Origin of the sequence: Gordonia sp. VNK21 (assembly GCF_046098115.1) — a bacterium.
GTDB lineage: Bacteria > Actinomycetota > Actinomycetes > Mycobacteriales > Mycobacteriaceae > Gordonia.
This window is the reverse complement of record NZ_JBJURU010000006.1, coordinates 1-15236: the sequence shown is the minus strand read 5'-3', so window position 1 is coordinate 15236 and position 15236 is coordinate 1. Positions and strand designations below refer to the sequence as shown.

Annotated in this window: 2 protein-coding genes; both read left to right on the top strand. The window is 71.0% G+C overall.

The genetic code is table 11. The annotated features are described in order from the left end of the window. Window positions 1-256 precede the first annotated feature (256 nt). Window positions 257-8284: an amino acid adenylation domain-containing protein gene (locus tag ACJMNC_RS07895; protein ID WP_408947398.1), complete on the top strand. Its 8028-nt coding sequence runs from the start codon at window positions 257-259 to the stop codon at window positions 8282-8284. Next, window positions 8281-15123: an amino acid adenylation domain-containing protein gene (locus ACJMNC_RS07890; protein WP_408947397.1), complete on the top strand. Its 6843-nt coding sequence runs from the start codon at window positions 8281-8283 to the stop codon at window positions 15121-15123. Before ACJMNC_RS07895 ends, ACJMNC_RS07890 begins: the two co-directional genes overlap by 4 nt. Window positions 15124-15236: the final 113 nt, after the last annotated feature.

Here is a 15236-nt window from a genome sequence, read left to right as displayed (position 1 = left end):
TATGCGCTGAACCGATCGATTGATTCTGCAACCGGTATATGCCGTGGTCGCTGCACCGAAAGCGCAGGTCAGCGACGCTGCAATCTGTTGCAGTCTGTGATCGGTGAGGTAATAAGAGGGCATTGTGGTCCCGATCACTAGTAACCTCGACGTCGTGTGACACCGATATGTCTTGGAGACAGCGGAGTAACTGTGGACGAGGCGACACTGCACGCGAGGTCGGGGGCGCGGCTGAGACGATGCAGAAAGGTGACGGGTGCCAGACGACGGCAGCGCGGTACGGGCGGCGGGGCGACCGGGGACAGCGACAGCGACCGGTGCGCTGCAGTCGCTGAGCACTGCACAGCGGGGGATGTGGTTCGCCGAGAACCTGTCGGACGGGTATTCGGTCAACATCGCCCAGTACATCGACATGTCCCACGCGCGCGGCGGCGTGGATCTGACCCTGCTGGGCGACTGCTGTAAATCCGAGGCGCAGCGGCTCGAGTCGCCGTTCCTGCGGCTGACCGAGGTCGACGGGGTACCCATGCAGTACGTCGACCTGGAGCTGGACCTGAACGCCGAGACCCACGACTTCCGCGCGGTCGACGATCCGGAGCACGCCGCGCTGGCGTGGATGAACGACGACTACCGGCGCCCGGTCGACCTGGTCGACGACAAGCTCGTGGTCAACGCCTTTCTGCGGATCTCCGACGAGCGCACCCTCTGGTACATGCGCGCGCATCACATCGTGCTCGACGGCTACGGCGCCCAGACGCTGGTGCGCAGCATCGTCGGAAGCTACAACGCACGCCGGCGCGGGCAGGAGTGGCAGGTCAAGACGCCTGCGTCGGTCGCCGAACTGGTGGAGTACGAGAACGCGTACCAGACCAGCACCCGGCGCGAACGCGATCGGGACTACTGGCGATCACGGCTGGCCGACTTTCCGGAGCCGGTGACCCTGGCCAAACACCAGACGGCCGCTCCTCTGGCCTTCGACAACGAGACGGCGGGCGAGGTGCTCTCGCCGGATCTGCAGCACAGACTCGACGGTCTCGCCCGGGAGCTGAACAGCTCGGTGGCGATGATCCTGTCGGCGGCCTTCAGCGCCTTCCTGTCCCGGATGGCCGACAGCGACGACATCGCGCTCAGCCTCCCGGTGACCGGCCGGGCCAGCGCTGCGGTCAAGAACGCCGGCGGCATGTTGTCGAACATCGTTCCGATCCGGGTCGAGGGCGTCCGGGACCTCTCGATCCGCGACCTCATCAAGGTCGTGCAGCTGGAGATGCTCGGCGCTCTGCGCCACCAGCGGTACCGCAGCGAGGACATCCGCCGCGATGCCGGTCTCGACGACAATGCGCTGACCTTCGGTCCCAGCGTGAACATGATGTTCTTCGAGCAGCCGCTCGAGATCGACGGTGCCGACGCCGACTACCGCGTGATCACCGTGGGGATCCTCGACGATCTGCTCCTGCTGCTCTACCGGTCCGATCCGCACGCGCCGATCCGGCTCGAGCTGCACGGCAGCCCCCACCTGTACTCGGCCGACGAGATCGCCGGGCATCACACCCGGCTGATGACCTTCGTCGAACGTTTCGTCGGCGACCTCGACCGGCCGGTCGCCGGGATCGACCCGCTGCTCCCCGGTGAGGCCGGGGCGCTCGCCGAACGCGAACTCGGGCCGGCCGTCCCGCACGACCCAGCACAGACCGATTTCGCCACCGCCTTCCGGCGCACGATGAGTGTCGACGACGACGCGGTCGCGATGGTCTTCCACGGCGTTCGCTGGAGCAGGAAGCAGTTGGCGGACCGGACGCTCGCACTGGTGGCGGAGCTGCAGGCGGCCGGCGTCGGACCCGGCGACGTGGTCGGCGTGGAGCTCGACCGGGGACCGCAGCAGGTGATCGCGGCCTATGCCGCGCTGCTGGCCGGAGCGGTGTACCTGCCCCTCGACCCGGCGATGCCGCAGGCCCGGCGCGATCTGATCGCGGCGATCGCCGAGCCGCGCGTCCGGGTGACCGGGGAATGGCTGGCCGACCGCGGATTCGACACCACGCCCACCGACCTCGCCCCGGAGTGGGACCGGCTGACCCCGGTCCCGCCGGACTATCCCGCCTACATCGTGTTCACCTCCGGGTCGACCGGCGTCCCCAAGGGCGTCGTGGTGCAGCGTCGGGCCCTGGCGAACTTCCTGTCGTGGAACCACACCGCCTTCGGGCTCGACGGCGCCGACGCGATTCTCTACAAGACCCCGGTCGGCTTCGATGCGTCGCTGGCCGAACTGCTGGTTCCGCCGGTCTGCGGGGCCCGCATCGTGGTGGCCGAGCGCAACGGGCACGCCGATCCCACTTACCTGCTCGATCTCGCCCGCGCCGAGCAGGTCACCGTGGCGCAGTTCGTGCCCACGGTGCTCGACGTCTTCCTCGAGGTCGCCGAACAGCGCGGCGGGAATCCGCTTCCCGCGCTGCGGCTGCTCTTCTCCGGCGGCGAACGGCTGAGCGTGGTGGACTCGGCGCGGGCGCAGCGACTGTTCACCGGGGCCCGGGTGGTGAACGTGTACGGGCCGACGGAGACCGTCGTCGACGCGACGGCCGCGGTCCTCAACGGCGAGGTCACGATCGGGCGTCCGGTGGCCAATGTGCGGGTGCGGGTCCTCGATCGGCATCTGCGGCCCGTCCCGGTGGGTGTGCCCGGCGAGATCTATGTGGCCGGCCCGCAGCTGGCCATGAGCTATCTCGGCCGCGCGGCTGCCACGGCGCAGCGTTTCGTGGCCGCCCCCGGGGCGCCCGGCGCCCGGATGTATCGCACCGGCGACATCGCCCGCTGGAACGACGACGGCGCCATCGAATACCTGGGCCGGACGGACTTCCAGGTCAAGTTGCGTGGTCAGCGGGTCGAACTCGGCGAGGTCGAGGCGGCGTTGCTCGAAGCCGACGAGGTCGATGCCGCCGCGGCCGTGGTGCGCACCGATACCGGTTTCCCGTCGCTGGTCGCCTATGTGCGGCTCACCGGTGACGCCGGTCAGGACGAGTCCGGCCGGATCGCACACGATCTGGAACTGTGGTGCGCCAGGCGCCTGCCCACGTACATGGTGCCGTCGACGGTGGTCGTCCTCGACGAGTTCCCGGCCACCGCGGTGGGCAAACTCGATCGCGCGGCACTGCCCGCGCCACCCGCGCGCACCGCCCGGTTCGTGGCCCCGCAGAGCGCCACCGAGCTCGCCGTGACCGAGATCCTCCGCGATCTGCTCGGAGCCGAGCAGATCGGGCTCTCGGACAACATCTTCGAACTGGGCGCGGATTCGCTCACCGTGGCCCGGCTGCGGGCCCGGCTGCGGGCCACATCCGGCCTGGACCTGTCGCTGTCCGATGTCTTCGCGGGCCGGGAGGTCAGCGATCTGGTCGCGGCGGTCCGGCCGATGGCCGACGGCGAGGTGCCGGCGCTGGTCTCCGGATCGCGGCCCGACCGGATCCCGCTGTCGCATGCACAGACCCGCTTGTGGTTCATCAACCGCGTCGACACCTCGTCGCCGGCCTACAACATTCCCGGGGCCGTCGAGATGCCGGCCGGGACCGATGTGGACCTCGACGCACTGCAGCTGGCGATCGCGGATCTGCTCGGCCGGCACGAATCGTTGCGGACCCGGTACCCGGTGGTCGACGGCGAGCCGGTCCAGGAGATTCTGTCGGCCGATTGGGCCGAACAGCACTGCAAGCTCGCCTCGATCGAGGTCCGCGAACAGGACCTGGCGCGGATTCTCGCCGCCGAGGCGTCCCGGGGATTCGACGTGGTCGCGGAGCCGTCGGTGCGCTTCATGCACTTCGCGGTGCGCGACGACTGCACGGGGCCCTCGCGCAATGTGCTGATGGTGGTCTTGCACCACATCGTCGCCGACGGCAGTTCGCTGGGCACACTGATCGAGGATCTGCTGTCGGCCTATGCGGCCCGGGCGGGCGGCCGGGCGCCGCAGTGGGAGCCGCTCGACGTGCATTACGCCGACTTCGCGCTCTGGCAGCGCCGTCTGCTGGGCGAGTCCTCCGACCCGGGCTCGCGGCTGCGCCGGGACCTGGACTACTGGCGGGGACAGCTGACCGGCGCGCCGGACGTGCTCGCCCTGCCCACCGACCGTCCGCGGCCGGCCTTGGTCTCCGGCTCCGGCGGCTATGTGGACCTGGTGCTCGATGCGTCGATCACCGCCGCGATCCGTGGGCTGGCGGCACACTCGAGGGTCACCCGGTTCACCGTTCTGCATGCGGCGTTCGCGGCGGTGATGGCGCGGCTGGCCGACACCGACGACGTGGTGGTCGGTACCGCGGTCAGCGGCCGCAATCATCCGGCCACCGCATCGCTGATCGGCATGTTCGTCAACACCGTCGCGCTGCGGACCCGGCCCCAGCCGGACTGGTCCACCACCGCCTATCTGCAGCACAGTGCAGCGGTCCGGGCCGAGGCGATGGAACATGCGAGCACACCGTTCGAGCAGGTCGTCGACGAGGTCGGTGCCACCCGCTCGCTGTCGCACAGTCCGGTATTCCAGACGGCCGTGACCCTGGTCGACGACCATCGTGCGGCGTTCGCGGGTCACGGAGTCCGGCTGCTGGACACCCGGGTCCCGGCCGCCAAATACGACCTCTCACTCACCGCCGTGGAGGTGGCCGGCGCCGAGACCGACGGCGGGCATATGGAGCTCGAGCTCTCGTATTCCACCGACCTGTTCGACCGCGGAACAGTCGAACGGATCGGGCGCTACCTGCGCCGGATGGTGTACGGGATGGCGGCGGCCCCCGACCGCGCCCTCGGCACGATCGATCTGCTCGGCCCGGAGGAGATCGCCGCCTCGACGGCCGCGGTGACGGGTACCGAACCGGTGAGTCTGCGGGAGATCGTGCTGGCGGCCGACGACGGCGGCATCCGGATGATCGAGGGGGACCGGCAGTGGGGCAGCGCCGAGGTGAGCGCCCTGAGCAACCGCTTGGCCCGCACCCTGCTTCACCGCGGCGCGGGGCCGGGCACCGTGGTCGCCGTGTCGATGCCGCGCTCGCTGTGGTCGGCGGTGAGCATTCTCGCCGTGATCAAGTCGGGTGCCGCCTTCGTCAGCGTCGACCCGGGACAGCCGGCCGAGCGCCGGGCCGCGATGATCGCCGACAGCGGTGCCGTGGCCGGCGTGACCCTGGCGGTCTGCGCAGAGGAGGCCGCCGCGGCCGGTGACCTGAACTGGCTGGTGGCCGACGGGCCGGAGGTGATCGAGGACGGGGCTCCGGTCCGCGTCGACGAGCTGCCCCGGCCGGTGCACCTCGACGACACCGCCTATCTGATCTACACCTCCGGGTCGACGGGACTGCCCAAGGGCACGCTGGTGAGCCACCGGGGCGTGGCGAATCTGGTGTCGGCGCAGCGATCGCTGCTCGGCACGGCGCCGCAGTCGCGGGTCCTGCATGTGGCGTCGACGAGCTTCGACGCCTCGGTCTTCGAACTGCTGATGGCCGTCGGGGCCTCCGCCACCCTGGTCGTCGCCGATCCCGACGCCTTCGCCGGGCCCGATCTGGAGCGCGTGATCGCCGACGGCGGGGTGACCCACGCGGTGATGACGCCGTCCGTCCTGGCCACGCTCGATCCCGGCGCACTGCCGAGCCTGCAGACGGTGATGTCGGCGGGCGAGGCATGCCCGCAGGATCTGCTGCGCCGCTGGACCGCGGGTACGGGCACACGGTTCTTCAACCTGTACGGGCCCACCGAGGCGACGGTGTGGGCCACCTCGGCCGGCCCGCTGGCGCCGGGCGATCCGCCGTCGATCGGGCATGCGATTCCCGGCGTGGGGACCAGGCTGCTGGATCGGGGCCTGCGCCCGGTGCCGATCGGTGTCCCCGGCGAGCTGTATCTGACCGGTCTTCAGCTCGCGGGCGGTTATCTGCACAAGCCCGGCGTGACGGCGACGGCCTTCGTCGCCGATCCGTTCGCGGCGGGCCGCCGCATGTACCGGACCGGGGACCGGGTGGTCCGCACGGCCGACGGCACGCTGACCTACCTGGGGCGGTCGGACTTCCAGCTCAAGATCCGCGGTATCCGGGTCGAGCCCGGTGAACTCGACGCCGTGCTCACCGCCCACCCGGCGGTTCAGAATTCGCTGAGTCTGGGGGTGCCCGGCCCCAGCGGCGATCTGGAACTGGTGTCGTACGTCGTGCTCGACGACGGTGCACAGCTGGGCAGCGCCGAACTCGTCGACTACGCGAAGACCGTGCTGCCCGGGCATCTCGTACCGCGGGCACTGACGGTGATCGACGAGTTCCCCACCACATCCGTCGGCAAAATCGATCGGCGGCGACTGCCCGAGGCGCACTTCGACGCGGACCGCGCCCCCGAATACGAAGGCCCGCGCACCGACCGCGAGGCACAGGTGGCGGAGGTCTTCGCTCAGGTGCTCGGCGTCCCGCAGGTCGGCGTGCACGACAGCTTCTTCGAGCTGGGCGGCAACTCCCTCGGCGCCGCCAAGCTGGCGTCGGCGCTGCTGGCCGTGACCGGCCGGCGCATCCCCATTCACACCGTTCTCGAAGCGCCGACCGTGGACGCCGTCGCCGCGTACCTCGAGACGGCCGCCAGGGACGAGCACTCCAGCCGGCTGCGGGCGCGGCCCGAGGTCGAGAACCGCCCGCTCTCCGAGGTACAGCGGTCGATGTGGCTGGTCAACCGCACCGACCCGGACTCGCCGGCCTACAACATCGCGGTGGCCCTGCGCCTGGAGGGGGAGCTGGATCAGCCCGCCCTGCGGGCGGCGCTGGGCGATCTCCTCCAACGGCAGTCGGTCCTGCGCACGTCCTACCCGATGGTCGGCGACGATCCGCAGCAGCGCCTCCATCCGGCGGAGGAGGTGCTCGCCGGGCTCGATCTGACACCGGCCGACGTCGACGATGTGCCGGCGGCGGTGGCCGCGGTCACCGGCCGCGGCTTCGATGTCACCACGGCGCCGCCGATCCGGTCGGCGCTGCTGAGGCGCCGGCCCGGCGACCACGTGCTGGTCTTCGTCATCCATCACATCAACGGGGACGGTGCGTCGACGAGGCCGCTCGCGGCCGATCTGATGACCGCGTACTCGGCCCGGGTGCACGGCACGCAGCCGCAGTGGACTCCGCTGCGCGTGGACTACGGCGACTTCGTGCTGTGGCAGCGCGAGCGCCTGGATGCGGTGGAGCCGGACGGCCGGTCCGAGCGGGCCCGCCAGCTCGCCTACTGGGAGCGCAGACTCTCCGGCGTCCCCGACGTGATCGAACTGCCCACGGACCGGCCCCGGCCGGTGACGCCGAGCTTTCAGGGCGGCAAGGTGACCTTCGAGATCCCGGCGCACCTGGTCACAGAATTGCGGCGGCTCGCCCAGACGCATCACTCCACCCTGTTCACGGTGACCCATACGGCGCTGACGGTGTTGCTGGCACGGCTGAGCGGCAGCGGGGACGTGGTGGTCGGCAGCCCGTACGCGGGCCGCCCCGAGCCGGCGCTCGACGATCTGGTCGGCATGTTCGTCAACACGCTGCCGCTGCGGACGCAGGTCGACGTCGCCGAGCCCTTCGATCGGCTCCTGCGCCGCGTCACGCACGACGACCTGACCGACATCGAGCATGCCGATGTCTCGTTCGATGCGATCGTCGACGCCGCCGGGGTGAGCCGCAGCACCGCCCACAACCCGCTCTACCAGGTCATGTTCTGGTTCCAGAACTTCGAGTTCCCGACCGTGGAGTTGGACGGCCTCCGGGTTTCGCTGGCGCCGGAGGAACTGGATGCGGCGCAGGCGGATCTGCGGATGACGCTCTACCCGACGGATCCGGCCGGCATCGGCGAGGGCACGATCGTCGACGGGATGCGCGGCGAGATCGTCTACGCGAGGGACCTCTACGACGAGTCCACCGTGCACACGATGGTCGAGCGCTACCTCCGGATCCTGGGCGAGATCGCCGGCGAGCCGGGGCAGGTGGTCGGCGACGTTCCGATCGGCACGGGGACCGAGGAGAGCGCGGACCACTCCGATGCGGAGCCGGCGGCGTCATTGCCGGAACTGATCCGCCGCGCCGCCGAGCAGGCGCCCGAGGCGGCCGCGTTCGGGACCGACGGCGCTCCGGTCAGCTTCCAGGCGCTGTCGGCGATGGCCGCCGCCATGGCCGCCGCGATGCCGGACGAGGACTCCGCCTTGGTGACCGCCCTGATGAGCTTGGCGCCGGGCCTGGCTGCCGGAGGCCCGGACGCGCTGGGCGAGCTGCTCGGGGAGATCCGGGACACGGCGTCGACCCTGATCAGCCGGGAGGCAGCCGACCGATGACGGTGAACATCACCACGATCTGGGGTGATAGCGCGGCCACGGCGGACCTGGTGGCCTTCGCGGCAGCCCACGAGCCTCAGCGGACCGCCTTCGAGGGCGCGGCCGGACCGGTGCCGTTCTCCGTGCTGAACCAGCAGGTGTCGGCGACTGCGAGCGTGCTCGCCGCGCAGGGACTCGACACCGAGGCCGCCGTCGGTGCGATGGTCACCGGCTCGCTGCCGACGGCAGGCCTCGCGCCGGAGCAGATCGCTGCGAAGACCCGCGAGGTGATCGCCGGGATCCGCAGTGCCGCAAGCGAATCGAGCGGCAGCGCGGACCTGGCTTCGCTGCCGGGCATCTTCCGATCGGCGGCCGTCCGCTTCGCGGACCGGGTCGCGGTGACCGATGCCGCGGGCGGCCGCCTGACCTATGCCGATCTCGATGAACGGTCGGACCGGTTGGCGGCGGGGCTGATCGCCGGCGGAGCGGGTCCGGAGACGAGCGTCGGCGTCGCTCTGCCGCGCACCGTCGAATTGGTGGTCGGGTTGCTCGGCGTGATCAAGACCGGCGCCGCGTATCTGCCGTTGGACAGGTCGCATCCGGCCGATCGGCTGAGACGGATCGTCGACGATGCCCGGCCGGCCCTGATACTCACGGACGATGAGACCGTCGCCGCCTGGCGGGATTTCCCGGCGCCGACCACCACGGTCGCCGCGCTGAGTGCCGCCTCGCCGGACGTCGTCGAGCCGGTGAGCATCGACGCCAGGCAGGCCGCGTACGTCATCTACACCTCCGGCACCACCGGCATGCCCAAGGGGGTGAGCGTCACCCATGCCGACGCGGTGGCGCTGCTGAAGGGACTCGGCGCCGAGTACGACTTCTCCGAGGAGGACGTCTGGACCTGCCTGCACTCGTACGCCTTCGATCTGTCGGTGGGAGAGCTCTGGCCGCCGCTGATGTGGGGCGGACGGCTGGTCCTGGTGGACCAGATGACCACCCGGTCGCCGGATCAGCTGGCGGCGGTCCTCGACCGGGAACAGGCCACCGTCGTCAACCTGACGCCGTCGGGCTTCTATCAGCTGGCGCAGGCCGTGCGCGCACCGGGACGCGTGCCGCTGGCGCCGTCGATCCGGACGATGATCTTCGTCGGCGAGGCGCTGGACTTCGAGCAGGTCCGCCGCTGGCTGGCCGACCGGCGGGAGTATGACGGCGGCTACGGCCCGCAGCTGAACAACATGTACGGGCCGACCGAGGCGACGGTGTACCTGACCCGGCGCGAGCTGACCCCGGAGTTCGTCGCCGCGACCACCGCGAGCGATGTGGGTACGGCCCTGACCGGATCGGCCGTCCATGTGCTCGACGCCCGGCTGGCGCGGGTACCGGACGGTGTGCCGGGTGACCTGTATCTGGCCGGCGACCAGATCGCCCGCGGTTATCAGCGGCGGTTCGGGCTCAGCGCCACCCGCTTCGTGGCCGACCCCTTCGGCCCTCCGGGGCAGCGCATGTATCTGACCGGCGACGTGGCCATGGTCAAGGACGGCAGCCTGCAGTTCCTGGGGCGGGCCGACGATCAGGTGAAGGTGCGCGGATACCGCATCGAGCTCGGCGAGGTGGAGGCGGCGCTGCTCGCCGGTCACGGAGTGCGCTCGGCGGCGGCCGCGGTGAAGTCACGCGCCGGTCTGCCCGAACAACTCGTCGGTTATGTGGTCGGGGCGGAATCTTCCGATGGGGGCGAAGGTGCCGACGGGGACGGGCCGGATCCGGCGCAGGTGAAGGCGGCGGCCGCCACCAAGGTTCCCGACTACATGGTCCCCGACGTGGTGATGGTCCTGGACCGGCTCCCGCTGAACGTCAACGGCAAACTGGACCGGCGCGCCCTGCCCGAACCGGTGGTGGCCGGCCGAGCCGAATACGTGGCCCCGGAGGGACGCACCGAGGAGCTGCTGGCCGGAATCGTCTGCGAGGTGCTGGCCCTGGACCGGGTCAGCGCGATCGAGTCGGTCTTCGACCTGGGCGGCAACTCGCTGCTGGCCGCGCGGATCATCGCCCGCGCCGGGGAGGCGCTCGGAGCGGACCTGAACCTGCGGGACCTGTTCGAAGCGCCCACCATCCGCGAGTTCGCGGTGCGCGCCGAGCAGACCGAGCCCGGGCTGCCGCCGGTGACCGCCGTGGACCCGCGCCCCGACCGGATCCCACTCTCGCTGGCACAGCAGCGCATGTGGTTCATCAACCAGTTCGATCCGGAACAGTCGACGTACAACATTCCGGCCGTGATGCGGCTGACCGGTCGGCTGGACGTGCCCGCGCTGCACGCCGCAGTGGTCGATGTGGTGACCCGCCACGAGGTGCTGCGGACCACCTTCCCCGCCGTCGACGGTGTGCCCTTCGAGCTGATCGCGCCCGCCGGCGATGTCGCAGGCCGGCTGGACTGGCTGGAGGTGTACTCCGAGGACGAGCTGTATGCGGCCGCCGCCGCGGGATTCGACGTGACGACGTCCTGGCCGATCCGCGCACGGCTGTGGCAGTGCGGCGCGGACGAGTGGCTGCTGGCGCTGGTGGTACACCACGTGGCCGCCGACGGCGAGTCGCTGGCGCCGCTGGTCCGGGATCTGCTGACCGCCTACACCGCACGTGCGGCGGCAGAGCTCCCGGCGTTCTCGCCGTTGCCGGTGCAGTTCGCCGACTTCGCGCTGTGGCAGCGCGCGGTGCTCGGCGATCCGGACGACCCCGACTCGGTGGTGGGCCGGCAACTGGCGTTCTGGCGGCGGCATCTGACCGGCGCCCCCGACCTGCTGGCGATGCCCACCGACCATCCGCGGCCACCGGTGGCAAGCCACCGCGGCGGCCTGTGCGAGTTCGTGATCCCCGCCGACCTCGCCGCCCGCGTCGAGACGGCGGCCCGGGACCGCGGGGTGACCCCGTTCATGCTGACCCACGCGGTGTTCGCGTTGCTGGCGGGGCGGCTGGCCGGCACCGATGACGTGGTGCTGGGGACGCCGATCGCCGGCCGCGGACAGACCGTCCTCGAGCCCCTGGTCGGGATGTTCGTCAACACCCTGGTCCTGCGCACCCCGATCGATCTGAACGAGTCGTTCGAGCACTTCCTGACCCGGGTCCGGGAAATCGATCTCGAGGCGTTCGCGCACGCAGAGGTGCCGTTCGAGACCCTGGTGGACGCGGTGGATCCGGTGCGCACCGAGGCGTTCTCGCCGCTGGTCCAGGTGATCTTCTCCTTCGATCCGGCGGCCGGTGTGCGGACGATCGACGCGCAGCTCGACGGGCTGGCGATCTCCGAAGTGACCGGACTGCCCGCGGCCGCCCAGCTGGACATGAACTTCGTGGTGTCCACCGCCGGGCCCGGACAGGACTGGCGTATCGACGTCTCGTTTGCGACGGACCTGTTCGAGCCCGCGTCCATCGCGACGCTCGCCGGCCGGTACATCCACTTCCTCGACGTCCTGACGGCACGGCCGGAGACCGTGGTGGGCGACGTGGCGCTGCTGTCGGATGCAGACCGGGCGGCGCTGGCCCGGCGATCGGTGGGGGCCGAGGTCAGCGGGCCCGCCGGGACCCTGGCCGGGGCCTTCGCCGAGCAGGTGGCCCGTGCTCCGTCGGCGACCGCGCTGCTCTATGCGGGCCGCGAGGTGACCTTCGCGGAGTTCGGTGCCCGCACGGCGGCGCTGGGCCGGCAGCTCATCACACTGGGTGTGGGCCCCGACGTTCCGGTCGCGCTGTGCCTGGACCGCTCCGTCGAGCTGGCCGTGGCCGTCCAGGGCGTTCTGGCGGCCGGCGGGCAGTACGTTCCCGTCGACACCGCCGTGCCGCTCGACCGCGCCCGCTACCTGCTCGACACCGCCGGCGCGCGCATCGTGCTGGTGCACGCCGGGGCGCCGCGGCCGGCCGTGATCGCCGAGCTGGGCGACTCCGTCATGGTGATCGAGGTGGACTGTTCGTCTCCCGCGGATCTGTCGGTCGCGCCGATCACCGATGCCGATCGTCTCGCCGTGCTGCGGCCCGGCCACGCCGCCTACACCATCTTCACCTCCGGCTCGACGGGCCGCCCGAAGGGCGTCACCGTTCCGCACGGTGCGGTGCACAACTTCCTCGACTGGTTCGACACGCTGATCCCCAGGTCGGGGCGAGCACCGCGGATGCTCTACAAGACCCCGTACACCTTCGACGCCTCGGTGCTGGAGATCTTCTGGGGGCCGGTGTTCGGCGGCTGCACGGTGATCGCCGAACCGGACGGTCATCGCGATCCGGTCTATCTGGCCGAATTGACGGCCCGGGCGCAGGTGTCGGTGGTGCAGTTCGTGCCGTCGCTGCTCTCGGTGTTCCTCGACGTCCTGGCGGCCGAGGGCGGGGCGGCCGCCGGCGCCGCCTTCGGCTCGATCGAGGTGGTGTTCTGCGGCGGCGAAGCCCTGCCGCCGGCCGTGTACGAGCGGCTCGCCGCGACGGTGCCCGCCGTGCCGGTAGTCAATCTGTTCGGTCCCACCGAGGCCGCCGTGTACACCGAGGCGGCCCGCCTGGCACCCGGTGGCGCGGTGCCGATCGGCGAGCCGATGCCGGGCACCTCCGGCTGGGTGCTCGATGCGCGGCTGCGGCCGGTGCCGGTCGGTGTGGCCGGTGAACTGTATCTCGGTGGCGTGCAACTGGCGCGCGGCTACGCCGACCGCGCCGACCTCACCGCGGACCGGTTCGTGGCCAGCCCCTTCGGCGCGCCGGGCGACCGACTGTACCGGACCGGCGACCTGGTGCGCTGGACCGCTGCCGGCGACCTCGAATACCTCGGCCGCACCGACTTCCAGGTCAAGCTGCGCGGTCAGCGCATCGAGCTCGGCGAGGTGGAGGCCGCTCTCGCCGCCGGTCCGGGCGTGGTGCATGCCGCCGCGGCCGTGGCCGCCGGTGCCGGCGGCGAGCATCTGGTGGGATACCTGGCACCCGCGACAGTCGACGTCGAGCTGGTGAAGGCCCGCGCAGCGGCCGGCCTGCCGGGGTACATGGTGCCCACGGTGTGGGTGCTGCTCGATCAGATCGCGCTCAACGCCTCGGGCAAGATCGACCGGAAGGCGCTGCCGGCACCGGACATCGGTGCGCAGGACACCGAGTTCGAGGCTCCGCAGAACGCGGCCGAGGAGGCCGTCGCCGGAGTCTTCGCCGAGGTCCTCGGCCTGGACGCGGTCAGCGTGACGCAGTCGTTCTTCGAGGCGGGCGGCAACTCGCTCTCGGCGATGCGGCTCACCGCGCGCGCCGGGCGGGAACTCGGGGTGGACCTGAGCGTCCGGGACGTCTTCGACGCGCCGACGGTCCGCGCACTGGTGGCCCGGGCCGTGGACCGACCGGCCGCGCTGCCGCCGGTGACCGCGGTGGAGCCGCGGCCCGACCGGATTCCGCTCTCACTGGCGCAGCAGCGGATGTGGTTCATCAACCGGCTCGATCCCGACTCCCCGGCCTACAACATTCCCGCGGTGGTCCGGCTGCGTGGACGCCTCGACCTGGCGGCCTTCCGCCGGGCGATCGTCGACGCGGTGATCCGGCAGGAGGTCCTGCGGACCGTGTTCCCGTCCGAGGACGGGACGCCGATGCAGGTGATCGCCCCGGCCGGCCGGGTGGCCGGACAGCTGCCCTGGATCCAGGCCGGGACCGTCGCCGAGTTCGACGCCGCCGTGGCGGCGGGCTTCGACGTCACCGCGCAGTGGCCGGTGCGGGTGGTGGTCCACCGGATCGCCGACGACGATCTGCTGCTCGCAGTGGTGGTGCACCACATCGCCGCCGACGGCGAATCGGTGGCCCCGCTGCTCGCCGATGTGCTGACGGCATATGCCGCCCGGGCCCAGGGCGGCGAACCCGGATTCGCGCCGCTGCCGGTGCAGTTCGCCGACTATGCGATCTGGCAGCGCGAGGTGCTCGGGGCGCCCGACGATCCCGCATCGGTGCTCGGGAGGCAGGTGGCGTACTGGTCTGATCGGCTCGCCGGGCTGCCCGACGTCCTGGAGTTGCCCGCCGACCGCCCGCGGCCGTCCCGCGCCTCGTATGCCGGGGCGGAGGTCGGATTCCAGATCCCGCGATCGGTCGGCGAGCGGATCCGCGCAGTGGCGGCACAGGCCGGTGCGACGCCGTTCATGGTGCTGCACGCGGCACTGTCGGTGCTGCTGGCCCGGCTGTCGGGCACCGAGGACATCGCGGTGGCCACACCGATCGCCGGCCGGGGCGGGGCAGACCTGGACGGCCTGGTCGGCATGTTCGTCGGCACCCTGGTGCTCCGTGCCCAGGTGGCGCCGCACACCGTCTTCGAGGATCTGCTGTCGCAGGTGCAGACCGGCGATCTCGAGGCTTTCCTGCACTCCGACGCGCCCTTCGAGAGCGTCGTCGAAGCCGTCGACCCGGTCCGGAGCGAGGCCTTCTCGCCGCTGGCACAGGTGATGCTCTCCGTCGACCCCGGAGCCGCGGCGGTCCGCGGAGCATGGGAGATCGCCGGAGTCACCGTGGAGCAGGTGAGGCCGCCGGTGATCCCCGCACAGTTCGACCTGACCTTCCAGATCCACTCGGCGCCGGACGACGACTGGTCGGGGGTGGTCAACTACGCCACCGATCTGTTCGATGAGTCGACGGTGGTGGGTTTTGCTGAGCGGCTGGTTGCGTTGCTTGATGTTTTGACTGCTGATCCTGGTGGTGTTGTCGGGGACGTTGAGGTGTTGTCGTCGGTCGAGTTGGTGGCCGAGTCGGTGCGTGAGCAGGGGCCGGTGGTTGGGTTGCCGGGGTTTGTCTCTGTTGGGGATGCGGTGGCGGCGCAGGTGGCGGCGGTGCCGGGTGCGACGGCGTTGGTGTTTGGTGAGCGGGAGGTGTCGTACGGGGAGTGAACCACCCCAGGTTCTCTGCCGCTCCTATGCGGGCTGCAGCCTGAGGTTGAGGGCAGCGTAGTGGCTGTGTTCGTACTCGATGGGTGGGATGTGCCCGAGGTGTGAATGCAGCC